Source organism: Microbacterium songi (genome assembly GCF_042747925.1).
GTDB lineage: Bacteria > Actinomycetota > Actinomycetes > Actinomycetales > Microbacteriaceae > Microbacterium.
This window is the reverse complement of sequence record NZ_JBHZIE010000004.1, coordinates 112,042-138,740: the sequence shown is the minus strand read 5'-3', so window position 1 is coordinate 138,740 and position 26,699 is coordinate 112,042. Positions and strand designations below refer to the sequence as shown.

The following is a 26,699-nucleotide window of genomic DNA, read 5'->3' as shown; positions in this document are numbered from 1 at the left end:
GGCGGGGATGTATCCCCTCCTGTTCCGCACGGTCCTGACCCGCTTCGACCCCGAGACCGCGCACCACGCCGGCATGCTCGTGGTGCGACTCGCCGGGGTCCGGCCGTTCGCATGGATCGCGCGCGCGCTGACCGCGCCCGATCCTGCGCTCCGCACAACCACCCTCGGGCTGCAGTTCTCCACACCCTTCGGCATCGCGGCCGGTTTCGACAAAGACGCCGTCGGCGCGTTCGGCCTCGGGGCCCTCGGGTTCGGACACGTCGAGATCGGCACCGTGACCGCCATCCCGCAGGACGGCAACCCGCGACCCCGCTTGTTCCGGTTGACGGCAGATCGTGCGCTCATCAACCGGATGGGCTTCAACAACGGCGGAGCGGATGCCACGGCCGCACGGCTCCGTCGGCTTCGCACTCGGCGCCATCGACCGGTGATCGGCGCGAACATCGGCAAATCGCGGGTCATCGACGTCGAGGACGCCACGGCGGACTACGTCCGCAGTGCACGCCTCCTGGCTCCACTCGCCGACTATCTCGCGGTCAACGTCTCATCGCCGAACACGCCGGGTCTGCGAACCCTGCAGGCGGTCGAGACGCTGGCACCACTGCTGCGGGCCGTCAAGGACGCCGCCGGCACGACGCCCATGCTCGTGAAGATCGCCCCCGACCTGACCGACGACGAGGTGGTCGCGATCACGCGACTCGCCGTCGATCTGGGGCTTGCGGGACTCATCGCCACCAACACGACGATCTCCCGGGACGCGCTGCGCACCGACGCGGCGACCGTGGCGGCCGCAGGTGCCGGCGGGCTCTCCGGCGCGCCCGTGCGACAGCGCGCACTCGACGTGGTTCGTCTGGTGCGGGGTGCGGCTCCGAGCCCGGAGTTCTGCGTCATCGGGGTCGGGGGAGTCGAGACGGCAGAAGACGTGCGGGCGCTGCAGGAGGCGGGCGCAACCCTCGTCCAGGGATACACGGGGTTCATCTACCGCGGCCCGCTCTGGGCGCGGCACCTCAACCGCGGGCTCTCCCGCAGCCGGTGAGCGCACCGCTCACGCGGGGTGCTGGCCCCGCTTGACCTGCGGCTTGGGCAGGCGCATGAAGCGCATCTGGATGGTCCGCATCGCGGCGTACCACCCGAGGCCCTTCTCCATGCGTTCGGCGCCGAACTTGTCGCGAACGGCGCGCTTCACGCGGATCGACGTGATGATCATGTCGCCGATGACGAAGAGGATGAAGATCCACAGTGCGATGAACGAGTAGTACTGGATGGCGGGGAGCGGGATGAACGTCGCGACGATCACCAGCACCATCGCAGGCATCAAGGCTTCACCGAGGTGCCACCCGGAATCCACGAAGTCGCGGGCGAATCTGCGCTGCGGACCCTTGTCGCGCACCGGGAGGAACTTCTCATCGCCGGCGGCCATGCCGACCCGGGCTTTCTCGCGCTGCGCGGCGAGGTCTGCGCGCGCACGCGCCTTCGCCTCTTTCGTGTCGGCGACGAGCGGCCGCTTGCGCGCAGCCTCCTGCTCGGCGCGAGAGGGCGTCGCGCGCCCCTTGCCGGACGGGCTGACAGTGCCGCCGTTGAGGACCGTTCCCTCGGAGGGCGCTGCGTTGGACGCGGGGGCTTCGGGTGACTTTGCCACGGTGATCCTCAAATGTTGCGAAAGGCGATGGACTTAAGATTACCCGCATGAGCACTGAACTGTCCCGCACTCAGGCCGTACGCGATGCTGCGACCTCCGGCATCCCGGCGGCGCTTGCCGACCTGGGCGCGCTGGTGCGCATCCCGTCCATCGCCTGGCCGGCGTTCGATCAGACCCAGCTGCAGCGCAGCGCCGAGGCTGTCGCCGCCCTCGCCGAGGGAACGGGGGTGTTCGATCAGGTGCAGGTCACGTCCGCAGCGATCCCCGGAACGGATGAGATCGGGCAGCCCGCGGTCCTCGCGACCCGAGCCGCGCGCAACGGCCGACCGACCGTGCTCCTCTACGCCCATCACGACGTCCAGCCCATGGGCGACGAGGCGCTGTGGGAGACGCCGCCCTTCGAGCCGACGGTCCGCGACGGTCGGCTGTACGGGCGCGGCGCGGCCGACGACAAAGCGGGCGTGATGGCCCACATCGCCGCGCTCCGCGCGCTGCGCGAGGCGCTGGGCGACGATTTCGACCTGGGAGTCGCCCTGTTCATCGAGGGCGAGGAGGAATACGGGTCCCGATCTTTCGCACAGTTCCTCTCCGACAATGTGGACGCCTTGCGCAGTGACGTGATCGTCGTCGCGGACTCGGGCAACTGGGACCTGAACACACCGGCCGTGACGGTCTCGCTGCGGGGGAACGCCCGTTTCACGCTCACGGTGCGCACCCTCGATCACGCCTCCCACTCGGGCATGTTCGGCGGGGCGGTGCCCGACGCACTGATGGCGACGGTCACGTTGCTGGCGACGCTGTGGGACGCGGACGGGGCCGTCGCCGTCGAGGGGATGACCGAGCGCGAGGGCACGACGCCGGAGTACTCGGAGGCCACCCTGCGCGACGAGGCGGGGCTGCCCGAGGGTGTTCAGCCGATCGGGCGGGGGACGATCCTCAGTCGCATCTGGAACAAGCCCGCGATCACGATCACCGGGATCGACGCGACCAGCGTGGCCGAGGCATCCAACACCCTCGCTCCGTCCGCATCCGTCGTGATCAGCGCCCGCGTCGCTCCGGGACAGCCCGCCGAGGACGCCTATGCGGCTCTGGAGGCGCACCTGCGCTCTCACGCGCCGTTCGGTGCTCAGCTGGAGTTCACCGACGTCGACCTCGGCAACGGATTCCTCGTCGACACGAGCGGCTGGGCGGTCGACGCGGTGCGCGAAGCGCTCCACGAGGGGTACGGCGTCGAGCCGATCGACATCGGCGTCGGCGGTTCCATCCCGTTCATCGCCGATCTCGTCGAGTCGTTCCCCGAGGCGCAGATCCTCGTGACCGGCGTCGAAGACCCGCACACACGCGCGCACAGCCCCAACGAGTCGCTGCATCTGGACACGTTCCGCCACGCCGTGCTCTCGGAGGCGCTCCTGCTCGAGGGTCTCGACGCGCGCACCGTCTGAGGAGCCCTCGCGACCGGATGCCGCGTCCGGGCGTAGAATCGACGAAGACAACCGATCGCCCCGCCGTCAAGGAGAGTCATGACCGACACCGCCCTGTCTCCCGACCAGACCGTCAACGCCCACGGCGTGCAGCTGACGGACGCCGCCGCGGCGAAGGTCAAGCACCTGCTCGCCCAGGAGGGCCGCGACGACCTGCGTCTGCGCGTCGCCGTCCAGCCCGGCGGATGCTCGGGCCTGATCTATCAGCTCTATTTCGACGAGCGCTACCTCGATGGTGACAACACCGTCGACTTCGACGGCGTCGAGGTCATCGTGGATGACATGAGCGTCGCGTACCTCGACGGCGCCTCGATCGATTTCAAGGACACGATCTCGGAGCAGGGCTTCACGATCGACAACCCGAACGCCGCAGGCAGCTGCGCGTGCGGCGACAGCTTCCACTGATCTTCCGACGAGGAGCGCCCCAGGACTTCGCCGTCCTGGGGCGCTTTTCGGCGTCTGACGCCCGCGCGGATATGGTTCGACGACGTCCCATCGTGCTGAGCGGATGGCCCGAATACCGTGTGAGGTTGCCGTAGACTGACGGCAGTTCTTTTACCCCCGGGAAGGTGCACAGTGCAGTCGAATCGAGCTCCTTCGAAACGCCGTATCCGGTGGGCGATCCTTCCGATCGGTATCGCCGCCGCGGTCGTCCTGGCCGGGTGCACGCAGCAGGAGCTGCACGGTTACCTCCCCGGTTTCGTCGAGGGCGAGCCGCCCGCGACGAACCGCACGGAGATGGTGGCCGGCCTCTGGGTCAACTCCTGGATCGTGCTGCTGGTCGTGGGAATCGTGACGTGGGCACTGATGGGTTGGGCTGCCATCGCGTACCGCCGCCGGAAGGGCCAGACCGGTCTTCCCGTGCAGATGCGCTACAACATGCCCATCGAGATCTTCTACACCGTGGTGCCGCTGATCCTGGTCGTGGGCTTCTTCGCCTTCACCGCCCGCGATCAGAACATCCTCGAGACGCAGACCGAGAACCCGGATGTCTCGATCACGGCCATCGGCAAGCAGTGGGCGTGGGACTTCCAGTACAACGGCGATGACGAGGACAACTCGGACGCCGTCTGGACGATCGGCGTCCAGGCCGAGCCCGCCGCCAACGGCGACGTCGACCAGGACAAGCTGCCGACCCTGTACCTGCCGGTGGACAAGACGGTCAAGATCCAGCTGCAGTCGCGCGACGTGATCCACTCCTTCTGGATCATCGACTTCCTGTACAAGAAGGACATGTACATCGGCAAGGACAACTACTGGTCGTTCACGCCGACTCGCGAGGGCACCTACGAGGGCAAGTGCGCAGAGCTCTGCGGCGAGTACCACTCCGCGATGCTCTTCAACGTCAAGGTCGTCAGCGACGACGAGTACGAGTCGTACCTGTCCTCGCTCCGTGCGCAGGGCAACACCGGAGACATCACCGACGAGTACGACCGGTTGCAGAATCAGCCGGGCACCGGCGCCGAGGGGAACGAGTAATCATGGCGACCACGCTTCCGTTGCAAGAGTCGGGTTCCGGCCGTCCGACGACGCTGCCGGCGCGGCAGGCGGCTCTTCTGAGTTCGACGCGTGTCGAGCAGAAGGGCAACATCGTCGTCAAGTGGATCACGTCCACCGACCACAAGACGATCGGGTACATGTACCTGATCGCATCCGTCGTGTTCTTCATGCTCGGCGGCGTGATGGCCCTCATCATCCGCGCCGAGCTCTTCGAGCCGGGCATGCAGATCGTCCCGACGAAGGAGCAGTACAACCAGCTGTTCACGATGCACGGCACGATCATGCTGCTGATGTTCGCGACGCCGTTGTTCGCGGGTTTCGCGAACGTGATCATGCCTTTGCAGATCGGTGCGCCCGATGTCGCGTTTCCGCGGCTGAACGCGTTCGCGTTCTGGCTGTTCCTGTTCGGCTCCACCATCGCCGTCTCGGGCTTCCTCACCCCGCAGGGTGCCGCTGCGTTCGGATGGTTCGCCTACCAACCTCTCGCGGGGGCGACCTTCTCGCCGGGGGCTGGGGGTAATCTTTGGATGCTCGGCCTCGGGATGAGCGGGTTCGGAACGATCCTCGGTGCGGTGAACTTCATCACGACGATCATCACGATGCGCGCGCCCGGTATGACCATGTGGCGCATGCCGATCTTCACCTGGAACACCCTGGTGACGAGCATCCTCGTGCTGATGGCGTTCCCCGTTCTGGCTGCTGCCATCCTCGCCGCGGCTGCGGACCGGGTTCTCGGTGCCCACATCTACGATCCGGCCAATGGCGGGGTGCTGTTGTGGCAGCACTTGTTCTGGTTCTTCGGGCATCCGGAGGTGTACATCATCGCGTTGCCGTTCTTCGGGATCGTGTCGGAGATCTTCCCGGTGTTCAGCCGGAAGCCGATCTTCGGGTACAAGACCCTGGTGTACGCGACGATCGCGATCGCGGCCCTGTCGGTGGCGGTGTGGGCGCACCACATGTATGTGACGGGCTCGGTGCTGCTGCCGTTCTTCGCCCTCATGACGATGCTGATCGCGGTGCCCACCGGGGTGAAGATCTTCAACTGGATCGGCACCATGTGGCGGGGCTCCGTCACCTTCGAGACGCCGATGATGTTCGCCCTCGGGTTCCTGGTCTCGTTCGTCTTCGGCGGGCTGACGGGTGTCATCTTGGCGTCGCCGCCGCTCGACTTCGCGCTGTCGGACTCCTATTTCGTCGTCGCGCACTTCCACTACGTGGTGTTCGGGACGGTCGTGTTCGCGATGTTCGCGGGCTTCTACTTCTGGTGGCCGAAGTTCACCGGCCGCATGCTGAACGAGCGTCTGGGTTACATCCACTTCTGGATGCTGTTCGTCGGCTTCCACATGACCTTCCTCATCCAGCACTGGCTGGGAGTCGACGGCATGGTGCGTCGCTACGCCGACTACTCCGCAGCGGACGGCTTCACGTGGGAGAACCAGGTGTCGACCATCGGTTCCGTCATCCTCGGCGCATCGATGATCCCGTTCCTGTTCAACGTGTGGGTCACCGCGCGGAAGGCGCCGAAGATCACGGTGAACGACCCGTGGGGATATGGCGCGTCATTGGAGTGGGCGACGTCGTGCCCGCCGCCGCGGCACAACTTCACGTCGATCCCGCGCATCCGCAGCGAGCGCCCCGCCTTCGATCTCAACCACCCCGAGGCCGGACTGCCCGTCGGAGTGGGACCGGCGAAGGATGCCCCCGATGCGCCCGTCGTCGACGCCGACCAGGGAAAGGTCAAGTAGGTGCGCACCAACACCGGACTCTGGTGGTTGCTCACCGTCTTCTTCTTCCTCGTCTTCGCCATGTACACGGCGTGGAACATCATCGCGCACGTCTCACCGGAGGTCGCCTGGTATCACGCGATCGAGTGGGTCGGCAGTGTCGCCCTGCTGTTCAGTGCGCTGATGGCGGCGCTCATCGCGTTCTACATCGGTCGTGTGCACAGCGCTCAGGGCGGTGAGCTGCCCGAGGACATCCTCACGGCCGACATCGACGACGGCGACCCCGAGCTCGGCGAGTTCAGCCCGTGGTCGTGGTGGCCCATCGTGCTGGCGTCGTCCGCCGCGATCGGCATGATCGGCCTTGCCGTCGGTTCGTGGATGGTCCCGATCGGCCTCGCCGTCTTCGCCGTCGCCATCGTCGGCTGGGTGTACGAGTACTATCGCGGATACTTCGCCCGCTGACTCTGTGCGTCTTCTCGCCGCCGCTGTCTCCGACGTAGGCCTCCACCGGTCGGTCAATCAGGACGCGGCGTTCACCGCCCCGTGGGGCGCAGTGGTCGCCGACGGCGTCGGTGGCGGGCCCGCCGGCGACTTGGCTTCGTCGTCGCTCCTGCACAGGCTCGCCGCGACCGGCGCATACCGGCGTGACGACTCGGAGGGACTGCAGGAGCGGATCCTGGTCGCCAACTGGGAGCTGTCCGCCCACGCTGCACGGGACCCTTCACTCGTCGGCATGGCGACGACGTTGACAGGCATCTTCTGCGGAGCGACGGCGAACACTCTTCTGCTGGCCCATACCGGCGATTCGCGTGGCTATCGTCTGCGACGTGGCGTTCTGACCCGGATGACCAGAGATGACTCCTACGTCCAGGAACTCGTCGACCAGGGGATCCTCTCGCTCGCAGATGCCGCTTCCCATCCACGTCGCAACATCATCACTGCGTCGCTCAGCGGTGACGAGGATGATGTCGTCCGCGTGACGAGACACGAGGCGGAGGACGGTGACCGTTGGCTGCTGTGCAGCGACGGGGTGACGGATTATGTTCCCGAACCGTACCTCGAACAGCTGCTCGTCTCCGTCGCCGACCCGCACGATGCGGCGGACGCGGTGGTGCGACTCGCTCTGCGCGCGGGCACCATGGACAATGTCACCGCCGTGGTCTGCGACACGACGACGGATGCGCTCGACTACGCGCCTTCCGCCCCCGCCTTCACCGGGGCCGCGGCATCGTGGTTCGTCGACGATTTCGACCTCGATGTCGAGACGGCCTGAGAGAGCGGGTCAGCGCACCACCATGGTCAGCGGATCGAAGACCCGGGGGAGTGGTCCGTCTGAGTCCTCGGTGGGCTGACCTTCGCGAACCCAGTACTCGTACCCGCCGATCATCTCCCTGACGGTGTACCCCAGTCGTGCGAAGGCGAGAGCCCCCTTCACGCCCGCGTTGCAGCCCGGGCCCCAGCAGTAGACGACGACGGGGGAGTCGAGGGGTATCTCCGCGGAGGCTTGTTCGGCGATCATGGCGTGCGGCAGGTGGATGGCCCCGCTGATGCGCCCCTGGGCCCACGCAGCGTCACTGCGAACGTCGACCAGCGTGAACTGCTCACCGGCCCGTTGTGCGGCGTAGACGTCTGACGGGTCTGTCTCGTGTGCGAGACGCTGAGCGAAGAAGGAAGCCGTATCGGTCATGATCTCGACGCTACGCGGCGAACTCGATCGCGGTACGCCGTCTCCCGGTCACCCCGCGCACGATTCCTGCCGTCATCGAGCCGGCTCGACCCCGAGCTGAACAGCAGGATGCCCGGTACGATCCCCTCGCGGGTGATCGTACCGGGCATCCTGTGTTCAGCCGGCTACTTGTCGTCGGGAGACGAGCCCTTCGAAGCGTCGGGGTTCTCCGGGATGATGATGTTCGACGGACGGACGGCCGTCTCGGACTGATTGCCGTCGTCGATCGGACGGTGCGGCGCGTCGGGGACCCCGGCGCGATCGTGCGCACCTTGGATCTCAGCGTCCTCTTCGGCGGCGATGTGATCCAGCGAGTGGTGCTGGTGAGCCACGGCGGCGTCGAGCTCAGACTGCGTGAGGGGCGTGAGCCGATCCTCGAAGAACCAGCGCGAGATGGACGAGCGGACGTTCTCGTGCCACGGGATGCGACCGTGCGCGTTGGGACGGACGACCAGCGGCTCGTTGTCGATGTGCGAGACGAGCTTCCACCGGTCGTACTCATCGACGGGCTGATGAACCTCGATGTACTCGCCGCCGGGAAGACGGACGATACGACCGGATTCGTAACCGTGCAGAGCGATCTCGCGGTCCTTCTTCTGCAGCGCGATGCAGATCCGCTTCGTCACGAAGTAGGCGACGACCGGGCCCACGATCAGGAGCGCCTGGAGGGTGTGGATGACACCTTCCATGGTCACCCAGAAGTGGGTCGCGATGATGTCCGATGATGCTGCGGCCCACAGGACTGCGTAGAACGTGACGCCGGCGGCTCCGATGGCCGTGCGGGTGGCCGCGTTGCGCGGACGCTGAGCGATGTGGTGCTCGCGCTTGTCACCCGTGACCCAGGCCTCGATGAAGGGGTAGATCAGAACCAGCACGATGAAGACGCCGATCACTCCGAGAGGCAGGAGGATGTTCCACGAAATGGTGTGGTTGAACAACACCGTCTCGAGGTGCGGCGGAACGAGTCGGAGCGCGCCGTCGGCGAAGCCGATGTACCAGTCGGGCTGGGTGCCCGCCGACACGGGGGACGGGTCGTATGGACCGTAGTTCCAGATCGGGTTGATCGTGAACAGCGAGGCGATCAGCACGATGACACCGAAGGTGATGAAGAAGAAGCCGCCCATCTTCGACATGTACACGGGCATCATCGGGTAACCCACGACGTTGCTGTTCGTGCGGGCCGGACCGGCGAACTGCGTGTGCTTGTTGATCACCATGAGCATCAGGTGGAGCACCAGGAGCCCGACCAGGATCGCGGGGAGCAGCAGGATGTGCAGCGTGTACAGACGACCGACGATCTGATCGCCCGGGAACTCGCCTCCGAACAGCAGGAACGAGATCCACGTGCCGACCAGGGGGATGCCCTTGACCATGCCGTCGATGATGCGCAGGCCGTTACCCGAGAGCAGGTCGTCCGGCAGCGAGTAGCCGGTGAAGCCCTCTGCCATCGCGAGGATGAAGAGGATGAAACCGATCACCCAGTTGAGCTCGCGGGGCTTGCGGAATGCGCCGGTGAAGAAGATGCGCAGCATGTGCACGCCGATGCCGGCGACGAAGACGAGAGCCGCCCAGTGGTGGATCTGACGGACGAGCAGACCGCCGCGGATGTCGAACGACAGTCGCAGCGATGAGTCGAGCGCCGCCGACATCTCGACACCGCGCATCGGGATGTAGGCACCGTCGTAGTGGGTCGGCACCATGGAGGCCTGGAAGAAGAACGTCAGGAACGTGCCCGAGATGAGGACGACGACGAAGCTCCACAGCGCGATCTCACCGAGCATGAACGACCAGTGATCGGGGAAGATCTTGCGGCCGAGCTCCTTGACCAGCCCGGAGAGGCTGGTGCGCTCGTCGAGGTAGTTCGCCGCGCCGGCGACGAACTTACCGCCGAGCGGCTTGTCCGATGCCTTCCCCTGGAAGTTGGCCGGCTGGGCCTTCGAGCTCGAGGCCGCCTCGAAGGCGGGTACGCCCGATCCGGATGCGGATGCGGTAGTCATCAGTGACGCTCCCAGAAGCTCGGGCCGACCGGTTCGTTGAAGTCGCTGCGGGCGACGAGATAGCCGTCCGCGTCGACGGTGATGGGCAGCTGCGGCAGCGGCCGGGCGGCGGGGCCGAAGATCACGGCTGCGCCGTTGGCCACGTCGAACTGGGACTGGTGGCAGGGGCACAGGAGATGGTGCGTCTGCTGCTCGTACAGAGCGACCGGGCAACCGACGTGGGTGCACACCTTCGAGTACGCGACGATGCCGTCGTACGACCAGTCCTTCTTGTCGTCGGCCTCGGTGATCTGCTCGGGCAGCATGCGCATGAGCAGCACGATGGCCTTCGCCTTCTCTTCGAGGTAGCCCTCTTCGTGCCCGAGGGAGGCGAGCTCCTCGGGGATGACGTGAACGGCTGAGCCGAGTGTGACGTCCGACGCGCGGATCGGCTCACCCGACGGGTCGTGCGCGAGTCGCATGCCCTCGGCCCACATCGTGTGGCTGAGAAGGAAGACCGGGTTGCCCGCGTTCGGGTTCTCCGGCGTGTCCTGCGGGGCCAGGCCGCGAAAGAGCGTGACGCCAGGGATGACCGAGGCGGCGAGTGCGGCGAACAGAGAGTTGCGGATCATGACGCGACGCCCGAAGCCGGACTCCTCGTTGGCTTCGGCGAACGCCGCCACCACGGCTTCGCGGGTCGTGTCGCGGCCACGGGTCGCGTGCCGGTCCTCGATGTACTCCTTGTCGGACATGATCGCCTTGGCCCAGTGCGTCGCACCGATGCCGATGGCGAGCAACGCGAGCGCGATGCCCAGACCGATGAAGAGGTTGTTGTGCCGGATGCTGAGGATCTCGCCGTCTTCGATCGGGAAGATCATGTACGCGACCATCGCCCAGATGCTGGCGGCGACGGAGAGGTAGAACAGCGTGTAGACGGTCCGGACGGCGCGCTTCATCGCGGCCGGGTCCTTGTCGGTGACGCGCTCGCGATGCGGCGGGAGCGGCGGAGGCTGCACCGGGTCGGTGACCGCGATCTCCAGCCCCGAAGACGGCTTCCAGGAAGCCCTCTCGTGCTCGAGCGCATTCTGCTCGTGTGCCATGGTGCTCCTCGTGCGTTCTTCTGTCAGCGGGCGATCAGTTTGATTTCGCGGAGATCCACACCGTGAGCGCGATCAGCGTTCCGATGCCGAAGATCCAGATGAACAGACCTTCCGACACGGGGCCGAGCGAGCCGAGGGCGTAACCGCCGGCGGATTCGTTGTTCTGCATGTAGAGCAGAGAAGAGATGATGTCGCGCTTGTCTTCTGCCGTGAGGTTCAGGTTGTTGAAGACGGGCATGTTCTGCGGACCCGTCACCATCGCCGCGTACATGTGCAGGGCGCTGGTCTCGGTGAGCGCGGGCGCGTACTTGCCCTCGGTGAGCGCACCACCGGCGGCCGCCACGTTGTGGCACATCGCGCAGTTGATACGGAACAGCTCGGCGCCCCGGGCGACGTCGCCCTCGCCGTCGAGGACCTCCTCGTCGGGGTACGTCGGGCCGGGAGAGGTGGACTGCACCCACGCCGCCATGGCCTGGATCTGCTCTTCCGTGAACTGGACCGGCTTCTGCGGCGCCTGCGGGCCCTGCATCTGCAGCGGCATGCGTCCCGTCGACACCTGGAATTCGACGGCGAGCTCGCCGACGCCGTAGAGCGAGGGACCCGCCTCCGTGCCCTGGAGATCGAGTCCATGGCAGGTGGCGCAGTTCGCCTGGAAGAGCTTCTTGCCGTCATCCGCGGTCAGCGTGGACGTGACCGCCGTGTCTGTGGGCGAGGCCATCGCTGCGGATGCGCCGGCGTAGATCCCGCCGGTCAGCAGCAGGCCGATGCCGATGAGCGCGGCTGCGGCGACGGGGCTGCGGCGTCCGGTCGCTCGGCGCTTCTTCTCTCGTGCCATGTCGGGTTACGGCTCCGCTCTTATTTCAGGAAGTAGATGACGAGGAACAGGGCGATCCAGACGACGTCGACGAAGTGCCAGTAGTACGACACGACGATCGAGGTGGTCATCTCTTTGCGCCCGAAGTTCTTGACCGCGAATGCGCGGCCGATCACCAGGAGGAAGGCGATCAGGCCGCCGGTCACGTGGAGGGCGTGGAAGCCGGTGGTGATGTAGAACGCCGAGGCGTACGAGTCCGCCGAGATCGGCATCCCCTCCGCCACGAGCTGCGCGTACTCCCACACCTGACCGGTGACGAAGATCGCGCCCAGCGCGAAGGTGAGGAAGAACCACTCGACCATGCCCCAGCCGAGCACACCGCGCTTCTTCGTCGAATACGGCTGGAACCGCTCCGCCGCGAAGACACCCATCTGGCAGGTCACGGACGACAGCACGAGGATGATCGTGTTGACCGTCGCGAAGGGCACGTTCAGCAGCTCGGTCCGCTCCGCCCAAAGCTCCGGGGAGGTGTTGCGCAGGGTGAAGTAGATCGCGAAAAGACCCGCGAAGAACATCACCTCGCTACCGAGCCACACGATGGTTCCGACAGCGACCGGATCGGGCCGCTTGACGGACCGCATCGCCTGAGAATAGGTCGCTGTCGTGGTCGTCACATTCCCCATTATGACCGATCTGGAGGGGGTGAGCTCGCACTTGAGGGCCTTGTTTTGACCAGCTCTGAACTTAGGATCGCCTCAGAGCGGCCTGCCAATGCGCCCTCCGCCGCCTGAGCGCCGCGTGTGAGCCTTCAGACCATCGAAAGGTCGGTCCGAAGTCACGATCCGACTACGATCGGGAGCTATGGCTGAGCTTCACTCCTGGCCCGACATCCTCACCTCGTTGCTGGACGGACGCGACCTCAGCATCTCCGAAGCGACATGGGCGATGCGGCAGGTCATGACGGGTTCGGCGACGCCGTCGCAGCTCGCGGGTTTCCTCATCGCCCTGCGGGCGAAGGGCGAGACCGTCGACGAGGTCGTGGGCTTCCGCGATGCGATCCTCGAGTCGGCCGTCCCGCTCCCCGTCGATGCCAACGTGCTCGACATCGTCGGCACCGGTGGCGACCGGTTCGGAACGGTCAACATCTCGACGATGTCGGCGGTCGTGGCCGCGGCATCCGGCATCCCCGTCGCCAAGCACGGCAACAGGGCGGCCAGCTCCGCCTCGGGCTCGTCCGACGTCCTCGGCGCGCTCGGGCTCGATCTGACGCTCGATCCGTCCGCGGTCGCCGAGACGCTGGCGCGGACCGGGATCACCTTCGCGTTCGCCTCGGCGTTCCACCCCGGCTTCCGCCATGCGGGGCCGACGAGGTCGGAGCTGGGAGTGCCGACGGTCTTCAACATCCTGGGCCCGCTCTGCAACCCCGCTCGGGCCGAGGCCAATGCGGTCGGTGTGGCGAGCCTGGACCGGGTGCCGCTCATCACGGGCGTCTTCCGGACGCGTGGAGCGACCGCGCTGGTGTTCCGTGGCGACGACGGGCTCGACGAACTGACGACGACGGGCCACAGCAGGCTCTGGGAGATCAGCCGCGGCGACGTCCACGAGCACGATCTCGATCCGCGTGACCTCGGCATCCCCCTGGCGGACATCGACGATCTGCTCGGAGGCGACCCGGCGCACAATGCCGGCGTCGTCCATCGCGTGTTCGCGGGCGACCGTGGACCGGTGCGCGACATCGTGCTGCTGAACGCCGCAGCGGGAATGGTCTCGTACCGCCTGTTCCGCGATTCCACGCAGGCGCAGCGCCCGATCCTCGAGCGTCTCGCCGAGGCGCAGGACGACGCGGCGGCCGCCATCGACTCCGGCGGTGCGGCGGCCAAGCTCGACGAGTGGGTGTCCGTCACTCAGGAGTTGGCGTCGGCGGTCCGTTGACCGACGACGGTCCGGTGAGCGGCTTCGACGACATGAGACTGGCCTGACGTGGACCCGCTCGAGGCGCTGAACGAGATCGCCACGCTGCTGGAGCGCGAGCGGTCGTCGCGTTACAAGTCGAAGGCCTTCCGCACCGCGGCCGAGGCGATCTCCGACATGTCGGACGCCGAGCTGCGGGACACGGCATCCCTCAAGCGCCGGAAAGGCGTCGGGGACTCGACCTTCGCCGTGATCCAGCAGGCTCTTGAGGGTCGCGTGCCGGACTACCTCGCCGACCTGCGGGAGCGCGCGGGCGGTCCGAAGCCGAACGCCTTGCGCGCACTCCTCCGCGGAGACCTGCATTCGCACAGCGACTGGTCGGACGGTCTGACATCGATCGATCTCATGGTCGACGCCGGTCGTGCGCTCGGTCACGAATACCTCGCGCTCACGGATCACTCACCGCGACTGCGCGTCGCGAACGGGCTGTCCGCCGAGCGGCTGCGCGCGCAGCGCGAGGTCATCGCCCAGCTCGGCGGCAACGGCTTCACACTGCTCTCGGGTATCGAAGTCGACATCCTCGAGAACGGCGACCTCGACCAGGAGCCCGCTCTGCTCGACGAACTCGACATCGTCGTGGCATCCGCTCATTCGAAGCTGCGGATGGAGAGGGGACCGATGACGCGGCGTCTCGTCACGGCGGTCCGAAGCGGTCGCGCCGATGTGCTCGGACACGTCACCGGCAGGCTGGTGGAGGGCTCGAGGGGAACACGACCGCCGTCGAGCCTCGACGCGGCCGCCGTGTTCGCGGCGTGCGCCGAGCACGACGTCGCGGTCGAAATCAATTCCCGCCCCGAACGGCAGGATCCGCCGGATGAGCTCATCGCGATCGCTCTGGACGCCGGATGCCTATTCTCGATCGATTCCGACGCGCATGCTCCCGGCCAGCTGGCGCTGCTGGACTATGGAGCCGAACGGGCCGAGCGCGCGGGCGTGCCGGCCGAACGCATCGTGACGACGTGGCCGCTGGACCGCCTGCGCGAGTGGGTCGAGACGCGACGGGCAGGATCCCGGGGCTGAACGCTGGACGCCGCGACGCTCGTCGGCGGTCCTGACACGGCCGAAGCCGTCGCCGCCCCAGCGCTCAGGCCGGTGGTGCGGCGTTCGCGCGGATGACCTCCAGGCGCGCCCGGTACTCCACCTCGTCGATGTCACCCTGGGCGAACCGCTCGGCGAGCGTGGTCTCCGCGCGACGCACGGGGCTCAGGCGCCCGCCGGGTCCCCCTCCGTTCGCCGCGGCGGCGCGACGCCAGCGTCGGCCGAAGACGGCGAACAGGATCGCGAACACAGTGATCCAGAACAGCGGGATGAGCAGGCACAGCCAAGGCGCGAAGCCGGCCGGTCCGCCGAAGTGCGCGGCGGCGGCGGTGGTGATGTCTCCCGATGACATGGGGTGTCCTCTCGTCATGATCGCGGCGCGGACCGCTGCGATCGGATGCTCCGAGTCAACGCCCGCGCGCTGTCGGACGAATCCGGCGGAGGAGGTGTCTCCGCATGCTCCCCCGGGAGTACGTCGAGTGGAGGGTCGTGCTCCTAACCCCAGCCGCGTGTCACCAGGCCGGACTCGTAGGCGAGGACGACCAGCCGCACGCGATCGCGCGCGTGCAGCTTCTGCATGATCCGCGACACGTGCGTCTTCGCCGTCAGCGGGGAGAGGAACAGCTCCGCCGCGATCTCGTCGTTCGAGAGACCGCGTCCGACGAGCAGCAGGACTTCGCGCTCGCGATCCGTGAGTGCGGTGAGGGGCGAAGGGCTCGCGGCATCCCGCAGCCCTTCCGCAGCGCGTTCGAGCAGTCGTCGTGTGATGCCGGGGGAGAGCAGCGCATCGCCTTCGGCGACCACGCGGACCGCGCGGATCAGGTCGACCGGCTCCGTGTCCTTCACGAGGAAACCGGCGGCGCCCGCGCGGATCGCGCGGGCGACATACTCGTCGAGCTCGAAGGTCGTGACGATGACGACCCGCACGTCCGACAAGGCGGGGTCCGCGGCGATCTGCTCGGTCGTCCACAACCCGTCGCCGTCGGGCATCCGGATGTCGAGCAGAGCGACATCCACCGGTATCGCCCGGATGGCGCGCAGGAGGTCTTCCCCGCCGGACGCCTCGACCACGACCTCGATGTCGGGTTCGGAGTTCAGCAGGGCGCGGAACCCGGCCCGCACCAGCTGGTGGTCGTCGGCGAGAGCGACCCGGATCACCGGGGGCCCTCCCAGGGCAGCCGGGCGGTGACGACAGTGCCGCCGCGCGGACCCGTGCCGACGGTGAGGGTGCCGTCGGCGAGATCGGCACGCTCGCGCATCCCGCGCAGTCCCGCACCCTCGACATCGGCGGGGGCGATGCCCATGCCGTCGTCCTCCACCTCGACGACGAGATCCGAGCCGTTGCGGGCGACGGTCACGGTCGCGGTCGTCGCGGCGGAGTGCCGCACGACATTCGTCAGCGCCTCCTGCACGATGCGATAGGCGGTGGTCTGCACAGCGCTCCGCGGCGCGGCATCCTCTCGCATGTCCCTCAGCGTCACGGTGAGTCCCATCGCCGTGCGCTCACGCACCAGGGCGGCGAGGTCGGCCAATTGAGGCTGGGGGGTCAGCGGCGCGGTCTGCGGGTTCGACGCTTCGTCTCCACGGAGGAAGGAGAGCACACCCCGCACCTCATCGAGACCGACGGCACTCAGCGCGCGGATGCTCGACAACGCCTCGCGGGCACGCTCGGGCTCTCGGTCGAAGAGGTGCAGACCCACGCCGGACTGCACGGAGATCTGGCTCAGGGAATGCGCGAGCACGTCGTGCAGCTCGCGGGCGATGCGGGTGCGCTCATCCTGTTCGGCGGTGCGACGTCGTTCGGCCAGCTGGTCGCGTCGTGCGGCGGCGTGGGCGAGGCGTGCGCGGATGCTCTCGCCGATTGCGAAGCAGAGGGCGAGTCCGAATGTCGTGAGGGCGATGCGGAACGGGTGCCACGTGGTGTCGAGCAGTCCGCTGCCGATCACCGCCGCGAGCCACCCCACGCCCACCGAGACGAACGCCCAGAGGCGTGCGTCGCGCAGGCATGCGGCGATGATCGCGAAGGCGAGGGCGACGAAGGGCGGGCCGGCGTCGGGGGGCACGAACAGGTCGACCGCGGTGAGCGCGGCGACGACGGCGACCGTCGGGCCGGGATACCGGCGGGCCGCGAGCAGGCAGAGGGCGGATGCCGCAGCCAGCGTGACGCTCAGTGCCGCCCACCCGCGGGGACTGTGCATCCAGAACGAGATGCCGATCGCGGCGGGAACCTGGATCAGGAACGAGATCACCACCGGCACGAGCAGTCCCACGGTGGACGGCGGTCCGAAGCGGGGCGGGGCGTCGGCGCCGTCGGCGCGCGCGGACCGCTCCCACACGACACCAGGCATGTACGAGATGCTACGCCGGGGGCTGCTGGGAGGCATCTGACCGCGGGAGTGGTCCGGGTACTCCCGCGGGAGTACGTCCATCCAGGGATGACGCGATGTCCGGTCTTCCGCCGCGTCGTCCGCGCGGAACCGACGCCGAGGCCGCTCGCCCGACCGATGCCGCAGACGTCGCGGACGTCGGCTCAGCGGTCGAGCGCCGCGACGATCCGGTCGATGGTGGTGCCCAGGCCGCGGCGCTCGGCCAGGGCCGAGGCATCCGCCCTCTTCTCGGCGGTGAGGGGTCGCAGGCGGAAGTCGGCCTTCTCGAGCGGAAGGTCCTTGACGACGGCGACGACGGTCGGGGCGACCTCGAGGTAGGGGAGTGCCGCCGCGATCTTCGCCTGCACACCGGCCGACATGCCTTCGCCCGCGGCGGCGGCGGCGAGGATGCCCTCGAGGTCACCGTGGGCGGCGAGCAGGGTTGCGGCGGACTTCTCTCCGATACCCGCGACGCCGGGGAGCCCGTCGGAGGAATCGCCTCTCAGGGTGGCGAAGTCGGCGTACTGCGTCGGAAGGACGCCGTATTTCGCGACGACGGTCGCGTCGGTGACGACCTCCAGGTTGCTCATGCCGCGAGCGGTATAGATCACCCGAACGCCGCGGGCGTCGTCGACGAGCTGGAACAGGTCGCGGTCGCCGGTGACGATGTCCACGGGCATATCGGCGACGGTCGCAAGGGTGCCGATGACATCGTCGGCCTCATGTGCGGCAGCGCCCACGATGGGGATGCCCAGCACGCCGAGCGCCTCCCGGATGACCGGCACTTGGACTTCGAGCGGATCGGGGACCACCTCGACGTCGGGGCCCACGTCGATGACCTGGGCAACCCGGTGCGTCTTGTAGGTGGGGATCAGGTCGACCCGCCATTGCGGTCGCCAGTCATCGTCCCAGCACGCGACGAGATGGGTCGGCTCGTACATGGTGACGAGCTTCGTGATGATGTCGAGAAACCCCCGGACCGCATTCACGGGCGAGCCGTCGGGAGCTTTGATCTTGTCGGGCACCCCGTAGAACGCGCGGAAGTAGAGCGACGCGCTGTCGAGCAGCATCAAACGGTCGGGCATGCGCTCATCCTGTCACGGGGTCTGTCGCGGCGATCAGCAGCCGGGGCCGGAAGGATTCTCGAGGCACGTCTTGTCGACCAGCGCGGTGTGCACCTCGACGACGCGCACTTCGTACCCACCGGCTGTTGCTTCGACGAATCCGGCCACCGGCCGCCAGCCGTCGCCGAAGTTCACGGCGGCCGAGTACTGCACGGTGGCCGCCGCCACATAGGTGCCGCGCGCGCTGTAGACGTGGCTCGTGGCCGTCGGGGTGAACTGCGCCTGACCGAGTGCCGACCAGCTGGCACCGCCCGCCGGCGAGAACGACGTGGTGCCGTCGCCGTGGGAGAAGCGGAAGCCCGCCGGCGTGAAACGGACGACCACCGGGCGCTCGAAGATGACCCCCTGCATGTCTTGGGCGGATGCCGCGGCGACGAAGTTCGTCGGCATGCCGACGACACCCAGCCCGGCGGGCTCCCCGTCGAGCGACGGGCGGGCGGGGGTGAAGGAGGCGAGATCGGCCAGCGTCACCTCGGGGATCGGGATCAGGACCACGTCGTAGTTGCCGCGGCACGGATCGAATGCGCATTCCACTTCGGGTGCGACGGGGACGACGATCTGTCCGTCTCCGGAGCCGGGGTTGTCGTTGTCGTGTGACTCGCCGCCGCCGGACCCGCCACCACCGCCGGATCCGCCCTGCGACCCGGTGCCGCCGATGTCAACGCTGGTGCCGGTGTTTGAGGCGCACGCGGAGATCAGCCCGCCGCTGGCACTGCACACATCATTGGAGATTGGTGCCATCGGCAACATTGCTACGACCAACGAAGCGAGAACGATTGTCAACATGTTGTTGGCCCGGGAGAAGGCGTAATCGCTTCGACTACCAGACCTGTGTCAGATGGGCCGCTCTCAAGCTCGATCCGCAGGTGCTGAACATCCGGCCGACTCGGATCTACGACTGATTCCCCTTGAGCGTCGGTGACAATGACATCGGCCACGTGGTAACAAGCGTCGATCAACATCATCGGAGTGAGCGTGTCCAGTTGGCTTGCTCCCGCTTGTTCCACGGCACTGACGGTGGCAACGCCCGTCTTCGTCCAATCGCTCGCATGCCATGACGAGAAGTTCTTGCGGTCTTGCGCGTTGAGGTCCCCCGTCGTCCACGCGTACACGGGCTCGAACGTCGACGGGTCGCTGAGGTCGACCTGATTGAGTGCGTCGACGTAGTTGCGGTAGGTCTGCTCCGCCGCGGCGAACGCCTCGTCCTCCGAGGAGAAGAGCGGAGTCGATTCGGCCGGCGCGGGCTGTCCGATGCATCCGCTCAGCACGGCGGTCGCGACGACGAGGGTCGCGACGGCGGCGGCGATGCGGCGGATCACGCCACCACCGTAGCCGGGCGTGCTCGCGCGCGGCCATCGTTGTCCACAGCCGGCGTCCCGGGGAGGAGTCGCCGACCCGGGCGCTGAGCTGCGTGTCAGCCGATGACGGCGGCGCAGGCCATGAGCAGCGCCGAGGCACCCATCGCGGCGAACTGGGTGCGTTCACGCCATCCGTGCGCCCGTGCGGCCCACGCTCCCGACAGTGCGGCGTACCCGACGGCGGTCACGACGAGCATCGCCGAGAAGCCGTCGGCGCTGAGACCATGGCTGTGTCCCTGCGCCCCCGCGCCGGCGTGCGCACCCATCCCCAGCAGCAGCGCGGCCATCAGCACGAGGCCGAGGGTGGTGTGCAGCGTCATCGCCCTGCCGTCCGCCGCCCTGCTGCTGCCCAGCCGGCTGCCCGGACCGCTGCGCGCCACCCGGCCGGGCAACAGCCCCCGCGTGCCCGAGCCTGCAGCACTCGCTCCCTCGACGGGAACGGCCCGGCGTGCCCCCCGCGCTGCCGCCAGCACCATCGCGCAGGTAATGAGCGCCGCGGCCCAGACGACGACCGGCAGCACCGGCGCGGGGCTCACCGCATCGAGCATGGCGAGCATCATCAGGGCGGCGGCCGCGAGTTCGAGCGCCCGCGCCCGCCGTCGATCGGCGGCCACGCAGCACGCGCCGATCGCGGCGGGGGCGAGTGCCCACGCGTGCAGGATCTCCGTCACGGATCAGTGGTGAGGTGCGGACGCACCGTGGTCGTGCCCGTCCGTGTGCGATGGGTGACCGGTCGCGCTCGGGTCGGCGGGCACGTCCGCGTGGTGTCCGTGGCCTGCGTGCTCCGCGTGGGCGCCGCTCGTGCCCGCCGAGCAGTGATCCGACATCGCCGGCGCCGGCACGTTGAGCGTAGGGTTGCGCTCGAAGAAGTTGTAGGGCTTCAGCGTGAACTTGGCGTAGTCCATCGGCATGACGGGCCAGTCCTCGTTGCGGGGGAAGTGCGTGAGCCCGAACGTGTGCCAGAGCACGACGTCCTCCCCGATGAGAGGCTCGTCGCCCTCGATGAACGTCGGGATGCCCGCGCCACCCGGATGCTGGTTGACGAAGTCGCCCGCCGCGTAGCGCTCTGCGGGGTCGTACTTGGTGACGAAGAGGTTCTTGGTCGCGAACCCGGCGCGCGAGGCGATCGAGGACTCGTCGGCGGCCAGCAGCGTCGGCGTCTCGGTCGGGTACAGCACGTATGACGTGGGCTGACCCATCGTGGTCGTCTTCTCGGTCGACGCGATCTGCCACACGCGGTTGAGGGAGCCGTCGGCCACGCGCCCGGACGTCTTCTCCGATGCGATCGGCGTGACCCGCTTCGTGAAGGCGTTGCCGGCCGGGTTGAGCTCGGAGATCGGCATGCGGACGGCGTCGATCTCGTTCACGACGTTCGCGACGCCGTCGACGGTCATGTCGAGACGGGCGGAGAAGAGGTGCTGGTGGTAGGGCGCGCCCAGTCCGGGCGCGACTTCCGAGGCGAACGGGTACGGGGAGCCGTCCTCCGCGAGACCGGGATAGGCGGAGGTGAAGAGGATGCCGGTCAGCTTCGCCTCGCACTCGATCGTGCCGTCGAGGTAGAGGTACCAGTAGAAGCCGTAGTCGTAGTTGCCGACGGTCGTGAAGAACGAGATGACCAGACGCCGTGATCGCCGCACCTCTGCGGAGCCGGTGAACAGATCGGTGTGCTTCCAGAGTGTGCCGAAGTCCTCCTCGTGCATGCACACGCCGTTGCGCACCGTGCGCGGCATCCCCAGTTCGTCGGCGAGCGTCGCGTCGAAGTAGCGGATCTCGCCCACGCAGTCGCAGCCGAGTGAGAGCTCGTTGGTGTAGCGCCCGAAGAGGTACTCACCGGTGTCGAAGTAGTTCTGCCAGAACCGGTTCGGCGACGGGTCGGCGTACGGCACGAGCATCTCGTTGATCGAGCCGCGGTACATCACCGGCCGGTCGGCGAAGGACAGCTGGCGCAGGATGAGGCCCTCGCGTGTGTCGAAGCCGATGCGCAGGTCCCACTGACCCCACTGCACATGCTCGCCGTCGACGTGGAAGCTCGCACCCTCGGGCTGAGTGATCACGATCGGGGTGAGGCCCTCGAGCGGCGCGCCCTGCAGCGCGGGGTCGTCGAAGTTGCCGCTCGTCTCGGGCACCGCGAATCCCGGGGTGTCGACGATCTCGATGACACGCCGCGCCGCCGTGTCGATGTAGGCGGTGAGTCCGTCGACGGGGTGCGCCCACGGATGGTCGGCGGGGTGATCCTGCCGGAACGCGAAGGTGCGCAGGATGCGGCGGCCTTTCTCTTCCTCGTAGCCGTAGCTGCCTGCCGACAGAGGCACGAGCACGACGTCATCGACCGTCAGCCCTCGTGAGGCCAGTGCGGCGACCCATCCCTCGTCGGCGTTCGCGATCAGCCCGACCTCCTCGAACTCCGCGTCGAGGATGGGGAGCTGTCCGTCCGAGCCGTCCAGGACCGCCGACGACAGCACTGCACCGCTGTCGATCGAGATGACGAGGTCGACGGAGTAGCCCGTCGCCATGTCGAGGAGCTGCACACGCGCGCGCCGTTCCGGCAGCGCGCCGGTGCCCTCCTGCCACGCCAGCACATCGCCCTTCACCGGTTCCTCCAGGCCCACGTACGCGAACCGGATCGTGTCGGTGGCCTCGGGCAGGCTCAGCACGACGCCGCGGACGGCCTCGATCTCGACGGCCGTCAGCGACGAGAGCGGGTGCTCGGGGGCGGGCGGCGCGTCGTAGACGTCGGTGGTCTGAAGGTCGGTGATGCTCATGGGTTCTCCTTGCGGGTGGGGTGGGAAGTGAGAGGGGAGGATGCTGCGCCCGGGATCACGCGGACCGGCGCGCGCGCGGCATCCATCAGCCGCCGATGGTGTCGATGAGCTTGGCGTAGGCGGCGGGCCTGCGGTGCTTGATCCACGCGGCCTGGGCATAGCCGAGGAGGGGGAAGACGACGACCAGGGCCAGGAGGAACCAGCTCACCGCACCGAACACGGGGCTGCCCTGGCCGTCGACGTCACCGACCATGATCGGGAAGTACGCGATGATCAGCACCGCCGACACGATCAGTCCGATGAAGCCCAGTGCGGGCGCGACGATCGTGTTCCAGACGCGGCGGTCCTTCTTGGTGCGCAGGAAGTACACGATCACGGCGACGGAGGTCACGGCCATGAGGATGGAGATCGCCAGTGTGGCCACACCCGCGAACCAGGTGAAGACCTGCAGCACCGGGTCGAGCTGGAAGAGCGCGAAGACCGCGATCAGCACGATCGAGGTGACCGTCTGCACCAGCGAGGAGATGTGCGGCGAGAGGTGCGCGTGGTGCACGGCGGCCACCTTGTCCGGCAGGACGCCGGCGTTCGACATGGAGTGCTGGTAGCGGGTGAGGACGTTGTGGAACGACAGGACGCACGCGAACATCGACGTGATGAGGAGCACGTTGACCGTGATCTCCCCGGCGACACCCAGGTAGCGCGAGACGGTGCGGAGGATGAGCGTGCCGGGGTCGGCGGCCGCCTCGTCGAGGATGTTGTCGGGTCCCCAGGCCATGACCATGGCCCAGGACGCCAGCGTGTAGAAGATGCCGATGCCGATCACGGCCGCGTAGGTGGCCCGGGGGATCGTGCGATTCGGGTCGCGCGCCTCGTCGCGGAAGATCGCGGTCGCCTCGAAGCCGATGAAGGCCGCGATGGCGAACATCAGGCCGACGCCGGGAGAGCCGCTGACGATCTGGGCGGGTTCGAACGGCTCGAGGCTCAGACCCTGCGCACCGCCGCTGAACATGACTGCGGCGACCATCAGCAGCACGATGCCGACCTCGGCGATGAGCAGCACACCGAGGACCTTGCTCGACAGGTCGATGTGGCGGTAGCCCAGGATGCCGACGAGCGCGATCATGGCGAGGGAGTACAGCCACCACGCGATCGTCGGGCCTCCGATCGAGGCGATTGTGACGCTGAGGATGTACCCGATGTAGCCGTAGACCGACACCTGGATGGTCGTGTACGTCAGCATCGCGACCCAGGCGGCCGCCAGACCCGAGGGGCGCCCGAGACCGTAGCCGACGTAGGTGAAGAACGCGCCCGGCTTGGGCACGTGCCGCGTCATGACCGCCAGGCCGACAGCGAACAGCAGCAGGATCACCGCGCTGATGGCGTAGAGCGCCGGGAAGCCGACGCCGTTGCCGAGCAGGATGCCCAACGGAGCGGCACCTCCGATGACGGTGAGGGGTGAGGCGGCCGCCACCACCATGAACACGATGGCGGTGACTCCGAGCGAGCCGCGCAGTGCGCGCCGGTCGGATGTCACGACTCCGGGTGATTCGAGCTTCGTCATGTCGGTCCTTCGCAGAGACAGCACGGGGGAGATGGATTCCCCGAGCATCGCGGTGTGGGATTGCCTCGCGGTCTCGTCGGTGTGAAACCTCGGGTGCGCCGTCTGAGAAGCCGCCCGGCGGGTGTCTCATTCGACGGACACGAGCGCGAAACATGGTCTTCGCGACGGCGCAACGGCACCGGGGTAGCGTCACGGGGGAATCCGGAGGCGACCATGACCGCACTCGAGCGGGCGATCGCGACGCCCGACCCCGTCCACGACTTCGGCGCGCGGTCGCCGCTGGACGGACTCGACCGTCGGAGCGTCGGATTCGCGGACGTGCTGGCGCAGTCCGTCGCCGCCGTGGCGCCGTCGGCGGCCGCGACGACCATGATCGTGCTGGTCGCCGGCGTCTCATCGGGGGGCACCGTCATCGCCGTCGTGATCGCGACCGTCATCGCGCTCCTGGTCGCCCGAACACTCAATGTCTTCGCCCGCCGGATGGTGACCTCCGGGAGCCTCTACACGTATGCCGCGAAGGGACTCGGCCGCGCAGCCGCTCTCGCGGCAGGTGTCGCGAACCTGGCGGGGTACGGCTTCATCTCGATGTTCGCCCTCCTCGGCGGCGCGCACTACAGCTCCCTCCTGCTGCAGCGGCTCTGGCCCGGGGCGGCTTCTCCCGTCGCCGTCGTCGGCATGCTCGTGATCGAGGCGGTGATCCTCGCCGTCGTCCTCGTGCGCGGCATCCGGTTCTCGACACGCGTCGCCCTGATCGTCGAGCTGATCTCGGTGGCGATCATCGTGGGACTGCTGACCGTGCTGCTGGTCCGGATCGGACCCCTCGATCCTGCGGCGATCGTGCCGGCGGGCGGCTTCTCCGTGGCGGGTTCGGCGGCCGGTGTGGTGCTGGCGCTCACGGCTTTCGTCGGGTTCGAGAGCTCGGCCACGCTGGGGGTCGAGGCGCGCTCGCCGCTGCGGAACATCCCCCGGTCGATCGTGTGGACCGTCCTCGTCGCCGGTGGGCTCTTCGTCCTGGCGGCGTATGCGCAGGTGGCCGGCTTCCGCGTGCTCGGTCGTGAGCTCGCGGACTCCGCGGCCCCCGTCAACGAGCTCGCGTCCGCGTACGGCCTCGATCAGTGGGGGATGACGGTCGACATCGGCATCGCGGCATCCTTCCTCGCCTGTGCCGTCGCGTCGACCACCGCTCTGACCCGGGTGCTGTTCGCGATGAGCCGTGACGGGGTCGTGCCTTCCCGGCTCGGCCGAGCGCACTCGCGCTTCCGCACCCCCATCGGTGCCGTCCGCGTGGCCGTGCCGGTCATCGTCGCCGTGCCGATCGTCCTGATCGCCGCCGGGGTGGAGCTGTGGGACGCGATGCAGGCCGTCCTCGTCATCGCCGCGGTCGGCTACATCGTCGCCTACACCCTCGTCTGCGTCGCCGCACCGGTGTTCCTCCGCAGGATCGGCGAGCTCACGCTCGGTACCGTCCTGGTGGCGGGCATCGCCGCGACGGCATTGGTGGCCGCGCTCGGCGTCTATCTGATCGTCGAGGGCCAGCGCGGCAACCCCGGCGTGTGGATCGCGGCGGCGCTGGCGGCGATCGCGGGCATCGCGATCGCGTGGCGCATGCGGCGGTCCTCGTCCGAACCTCTGGATCTCGGCGGCTACGACGAGCCGCTCGCATCGGAAGTCCTCGGCGGAGTGGCCCGGCGGGGTTCCGATGGCTGAGGCAGCGGCCGACCCTCCACCGGCCCCCACACTGACGGCCAGACAGCCGCGCGCGATCCACAGCGCACTCACGGTACTCGAGGCCGTGGCCGCCCTCGGCGCGGGCGTCACGGCGAGGGAGATCTCCTCCACCCTCGGGCTGCCGCGAGCGACGACGTATCGCCTGCTGAACCTGCTCGTGCAGGACGAGTTCCTCGTGCGCACCCCGGATCTCGCAGGGTTCGCCCTCGGCGCAAAGGTCGTGCAGCTCGCCGCGGTGGCGGCGCCCGTGCGCCTGCCCACCGCCGCACGCGACGTGCTCGCGCAGACCCGGTCACAGGTGCGCGGGGGCGTCCACGTCGTCGTCTTCTCGGGCGGTCGGCTGTCGGTCGTCGACGCCGACCCCGATTTCCCCCTGAGCGACGGGGTCCGTCTGGCGAGAGAACCGGAGCGGTTCGCGCTCGGTCGTCTCATGCTCGTCAGCGACGATCCCGGCACGGCCCGGCGGGCGACGACCGAACCGCGCGCGCACATGCTCGCCGCTGCCGCCGACGATCTGCGCCGTCACGGCGCGACCCGTCAGATGGGCGAAGTCCTCCCCGGATTCGGATGCCTCGCCGTGCCGATCCGCGACGCGCAGGGGTCCGTCGCCGGAGCGGTGGGCTTCTCGGGACCGCAGCACCGCGTCGAGCAGCCGCAGGCCGTCGTGCGCCTGTTGCGCCCGGCGGCGGACCTCCTCAGCCCACTTCTGACCTGACCGTGTGAACACCCTGGACATACGCCTCGCATCCCGCCAGCGGCATGTACGTATGCCTAGACTGAAATCAGCGATCGGCTCCCGCCGTTGGCTTTTATTCACGGACCGCGTCCCGT

26 protein-coding genes are annotated in these 26,699 nt (G+C 68.1%); 11 read left to right on the top strand and 15 right to left on the bottom strand.

The window, feature by feature from the left end; all coding sequences use genetic code 11:
- Positions 1-7 precede the first annotated feature (7 nt).
- Positions 8-1,036 carry a quinone-dependent dihydroorotate dehydrogenase gene (locus ACFM35_RS07110; RefSeq protein ID WP_378840184.1) on the top strand — a complete coding sequence of 343 codons (1,029 nt, stop codon included), beginning with the start codon at positions 8-10 and terminating at the stop codon, positions 1,034-1,036.
- Between the two features lie 9 nt (positions 1,037-1,045).
- On the opposite strand, the gene ACFM35_RS07105 is transcribed toward ACFM35_RS07110, so the two are convergent.
- Positions 1,046-1,639, bottom strand: coding sequence for a DUF3043 domain-containing protein (locus tag ACFM35_RS07105; RefSeq protein WP_378840182.1), 594 nt, complete (start codon positions 1,637-1,639; stop codon positions 1,046-1,048).
- Positions 1,640-1,686: 47 nt separating this feature from the next.
- On the opposite strand from ACFM35_RS07105, the gene ACFM35_RS07100 reads away from it, so the two are divergent.
- From ACFM35_RS07100 to ACFM35_RS07075, 6 genes are all read left to right on the top strand, one after another.
- Positions 1,687-3,081 carry a dipeptidase gene (locus ACFM35_RS07100; RefSeq protein ID WP_378840181.1) on the top strand — a complete coding sequence of 465 codons (1,395 nt, stop codon included), beginning with the start codon at positions 1,687-1,689 and terminating at the stop codon, positions 3,079-3,081.
- A 78-nt stretch (positions 3,082-3,159) separates the two neighbouring features.
- Complete coding sequence (gene erpA, locus ACFM35_RS07095) at positions 3,160-3,525, top strand: iron-sulfur cluster insertion protein ErpA (protein WP_378840179.1); 366 nt, start codon at positions 3,160-3,162, stop codon at positions 3,523-3,525.
- 171 nt (positions 3,526-3,696) lie between these two features.
- On the top strand, positions 3,697-4,599 hold the full coding sequence (gene ctaC, locus ACFM35_RS07090; RefSeq protein WP_378840177.1) for an aa3-type cytochrome oxidase subunit II: 903 nt from the start codon (positions 3,697-3,699) through the stop codon (positions 4,597-4,599).
- 2 nt (positions 4,600-4,601) lie between these two features.
- Positions 4,602-6,365, top strand: a complete 1,764-nt coding sequence (gene ctaD, locus ACFM35_RS07085) for an aa3-type cytochrome oxidase subunit I (RefSeq protein WP_378840174.1) — start codon at positions 4,602-4,604, stop codon at positions 6,363-6,365.
- Positions 6,366-6,806 (top strand): cytochrome c oxidase subunit 4, encoded by a 441-nt coding sequence (locus ACFM35_RS07080; protein ID WP_378840172.1) that lies wholly within the window; start codon positions 6,366-6,368, stop codon positions 6,804-6,806. It abuts the gene before it with no gap.
- Between the two features lie 4 nt (positions 6,807-6,810).
- A complete protein-coding gene (locus ACFM35_RS07075) occupies positions 6,811-7,617 on the top strand; it encodes a PP2C family protein-serine/threonine phosphatase (RefSeq protein WP_378840170.1) in 807 nt (268 codons plus the stop codon).
- Positions 7,618-7,626: 9 nt separating this feature from the next.
- On the opposite strand, the gene ACFM35_RS07070 is transcribed toward ACFM35_RS07075, so the two are convergent.
- The 5 genes from ACFM35_RS07070 to ctaE form a co-directional block, all read right to left on the bottom strand.
- Positions 7,627-8,031 (bottom strand): rhodanese-like domain-containing protein, encoded by a 405-nt coding sequence (locus ACFM35_RS07070; protein WP_378840167.1) that lies wholly within the window; start codon positions 8,029-8,031, stop codon positions 7,627-7,629.
- Positions 8,032-8,195: 164 nt separating this feature from the next.
- Complete coding sequence (gene qcrB, locus ACFM35_RS07065; RefSeq protein WP_378840164.1) at positions 8,196-10,067, bottom strand: cytochrome bc1 complex cytochrome b subunit; 1,872 nt, start codon at positions 10,065-10,067, stop codon at positions 8,196-8,198.
- Positions 10,067-11,146, bottom strand: a complete 1,080-nt coding sequence (gene qcrA, locus ACFM35_RS07060; protein ID WP_378840162.1) for a cytochrome bc1 complex Rieske iron-sulfur subunit — start codon at positions 11,144-11,146, stop codon at positions 10,067-10,069. Before qcrA ends, qcrB begins: the two co-directional genes overlap by 1 nt.
- Before the next feature lie 34 nt (positions 11,147-11,180).
- Positions 11,181-11,981 carry a cytochrome bc1 complex diheme cytochrome c subunit gene (qcrC, locus tag ACFM35_RS07055; RefSeq protein WP_378840159.1) on the bottom strand — a complete coding sequence of 267 codons (801 nt, stop codon included), beginning with the start codon at positions 11,979-11,981 and terminating at the stop codon, positions 11,181-11,183.
- Between the two features lie 20 nt (positions 11,982-12,001).
- On the bottom strand, positions 12,002-12,643 hold the full coding sequence (gene ctaE, locus ACFM35_RS07050) for an aa3-type cytochrome oxidase subunit III (RefSeq protein WP_378840157.1): 642 nt from the start codon (positions 12,641-12,643) through the stop codon (positions 12,002-12,004).
- 178 nt (positions 12,644-12,821) lie between these two features.
- Between ctaE and trpD the strand changes: the two genes are divergently transcribed.
- Together trpD and ACFM35_RS07040 are read left to right on the top strand one after the other, a co-directional pair.
- A complete protein-coding gene (gene trpD / locus ACFM35_RS07045; protein WP_378840154.1) occupies positions 12,822-13,892 on the top strand; it encodes an anthranilate phosphoribosyltransferase in 1,071 nt (356 codons plus the stop codon).
- A gap of 48 nt (positions 13,893-13,940) precedes the next feature.
- Entirely contained in the window at positions 13,941-14,951 is a 1,011-nt protein-coding gene (locus ACFM35_RS07040; RefSeq protein WP_378840152.1) for a PHP domain-containing protein, read from the top strand.
- Between the two features lie 64 nt (positions 14,952-15,015).
- Here ACFM35_RS07040 and ACFM35_RS07035 read toward each other — a convergent pair whose 3' ends face one another.
- The 9 genes from ACFM35_RS07035 to ACFM35_RS06995 all read right to left on the bottom strand — a co-directional run bounded on the left by ACFM35_RS07035 (position 15,016) and on the right by ACFM35_RS06995 (position 24,140).
- Complete coding sequence (locus ACFM35_RS07035) at positions 15,016-15,321, bottom strand: SHOCT domain-containing protein (protein ID WP_378840150.1); 306 nt, start codon at positions 15,319-15,321, stop codon at positions 15,016-15,018.
- A gap of 143 nt (positions 15,322-15,464) precedes the next feature.
- Positions 15,465-16,127 (bottom strand): response regulator, encoded by a 663-nt coding sequence (locus tag ACFM35_RS07030; protein ID WP_378840148.1) that lies wholly within the window; start codon positions 16,125-16,127, stop codon positions 15,465-15,467.
- Positions 16,124-17,317, bottom strand: a complete 1,194-nt coding sequence (locus tag ACFM35_RS07025) for a sensor histidine kinase (protein WP_378840145.1) — start codon at positions 17,315-17,317, stop codon at positions 16,124-16,126. The genes ACFM35_RS07030 and ACFM35_RS07025 overlap by 4 nt, the downstream gene beginning before the upstream one ends.
- 182 nt (positions 17,318-17,499) lie before the next feature.
- Positions 17,500-18,420: a 5'-3' exonuclease gene (locus tag ACFM35_RS07020; protein ID WP_378840143.1), complete on the bottom strand. Its 921-nt coding sequence runs from the start codon at positions 18,418-18,420 to the stop codon at positions 17,500-17,502.
- A gap of 33 nt (positions 18,421-18,453) precedes the next feature.
- Positions 18,454-19,200: a hypothetical protein gene (locus tag ACFM35_RS07015; RefSeq protein ID WP_378840141.1), complete on the bottom strand. Its 747-nt coding sequence runs from the start codon at positions 19,198-19,200 to the stop codon at positions 18,454-18,456.
- Positions 19,201-19,238: 38 nt separating this feature from the next.
- Positions 19,239-19,778, bottom strand: a complete 540-nt coding sequence (locus ACFM35_RS07010; RefSeq protein WP_378840138.1) for a hypothetical protein — start codon at positions 19,776-19,778, stop codon at positions 19,239-19,241.
- Between the two features lie 95 nt (positions 19,779-19,873).
- The gene (locus ACFM35_RS07005; protein ID WP_378840136.1) at positions 19,874-20,488 is read right to left on the bottom strand and encodes a hypothetical protein; all 615 of its coding nucleotides are present in this window, start codon (positions 20,486-20,488) and stop codon (positions 19,874-19,876) included.
- Between the two features lie 3 nt (positions 20,489-20,491).
- Positions 20,492-22,579, bottom strand: a complete 2,088-nt coding sequence (locus ACFM35_RS07000) for a primary-amine oxidase (protein ID WP_378840133.1) — start codon at positions 22,577-22,579, stop codon at positions 20,492-20,494.
- An 85-nt stretch (positions 22,580-22,664) separates the two neighbouring features.
- The gene (locus ACFM35_RS06995; RefSeq protein ID WP_378840131.1) at positions 22,665-24,140 is read right to left on the bottom strand and encodes an APC family permease; all 1,476 of its coding nucleotides are present in this window, start codon (positions 24,138-24,140) and stop codon (positions 22,665-22,667) included.
- Between the two features lie 213 nt (positions 24,141-24,353).
- On the opposite strand from ACFM35_RS06995, the gene ACFM35_RS06990 reads away from it, so the two are divergent.
- The gene (locus ACFM35_RS06990) at positions 24,354-25,847 is read left to right on the top strand and encodes an APC family permease (RefSeq protein WP_378840128.1); all 1,494 of its coding nucleotides are present in this window, start codon (positions 24,354-24,356) and stop codon (positions 25,845-25,847) included.
- Positions 25,840-26,583: an IclR family transcriptional regulator gene (locus tag ACFM35_RS06985; protein WP_378840125.1), complete on the top strand. Its 744-nt coding sequence runs from the start codon at positions 25,840-25,842 to the stop codon at positions 26,581-26,583. Before ACFM35_RS06990 ends, ACFM35_RS06985 begins: the two co-directional genes overlap by 8 nt.
- Positions 26,584-26,699: the final 116 nt, after the last annotated feature.

Bases quoted from the DNA above. Each gene is read 5' to 3' on its own strand.
- ACFM35_RS07110 (WP_378840184.1), top strand. From the start codon at position 8: ATGTATCCCCTCCTGTTCCGCACGGTCCTGACCCGCTTCGACCCCGAG.
- ACFM35_RS07100 (WP_378840181.1), top strand. From the start codon at position 1,687: ATGAGCACTGAACTGTCCCGCACTCAGGCCGTACGCGATGCTGCGACC.
- erpA (WP_378840179.1), top strand. From the start codon at position 3,160: ATGACCGACACCGCCCTGTCTCCCGACCAGACCGTCAACGCCCACGGC.
- ctaD (WP_378840174.1), top strand. From the start codon at position 4,602: ATGGCGACCACGCTTCCGTTGCAAGAGTCGGGTTCCGGCCGTCCGACG.
- ACFM35_RS07070 (WP_378840167.1), bottom strand. From the start codon at position 8,031: ATGACCGATACGGCTTCCTTCTTCGCTCAGCGTCTCGCACACGAGACA.
- qcrB (WP_378840164.1), bottom strand. From the start codon at position 10,067: ATGACTACCGCATCCGCATCCGGATCGGGCGTACCCGCCTTCGAGGCG.
- qcrA (WP_378840162.1), bottom strand. From the start codon at position 11,146: ATGGCACACGAGCAGAATGCGCTCGAGCACGAGAGGGCTTCCTGGAAG.
- qcrC (WP_378840159.1), bottom strand. From the start codon at position 11,981: ATGGCACGAGAGAAGAAGCGCCGAGCGACCGGACGCCGCAGCCCCGTC.
- ctaE (WP_378840157.1), bottom strand. From the start codon at position 12,643: ATGGGGAATGTGACGACCACGACAGCGACCTATTCTCAGGCGATGCGG.
- trpD (WP_378840154.1), top strand. From the start codon at position 12,822: ATGGCTGAGCTTCACTCCTGGCCCGACATCCTCACCTCGTTGCTGGAC.
- ACFM35_RS07035 (WP_378840150.1), bottom strand. From the start codon at position 15,321: ATGTCATCGGGAGACATCACCACCGCCGCCGCCGCGCACTTCGGCGGA.
- ACFM35_RS07025 (WP_378840145.1), bottom strand. From the start codon at position 17,317: ATGCCTGGTGTCGTGTGGGAGCGGTCCGCGCGCGCCGACGGCGCCGAC.
- ACFM35_RS07020 (WP_378840143.1), bottom strand. From the start codon at position 18,420: ATGCCCGACCGTTTGATGCTGCTCGACAGCGCGTCGCTCTACTTCCGC.
- ACFM35_RS07015 (WP_378840141.1), bottom strand. From the start codon at position 19,200: ATGGCACCAATCTCCAATGATGTGTGCAGTGCCAGCGGCGGGCTGATC.
- ACFM35_RS07000 (WP_378840133.1), bottom strand. From the start codon at position 22,579: ATGAGCATCACCGACCTTCAGACCACCGACGTCTACGACGCGCCGCCC.
- ACFM35_RS06995 (WP_378840131.1), bottom strand. From the start codon at position 24,140: ATGACGAAGCTCGAATCACCCGGAGTCGTGACATCCGACCGGCGCGCA.
- ACFM35_RS06990 (WP_378840128.1), top strand. From the start codon at position 24,354: ATGACCGCACTCGAGCGGGCGATCGCGACGCCCGACCCCGTCCACGAC.
- ACFM35_RS06985 (WP_378840125.1), top strand. From the start codon at position 25,840: ATGGCTGAGGCAGCGGCCGACCCTCCACCGGCCCCCACACTGACGGCC.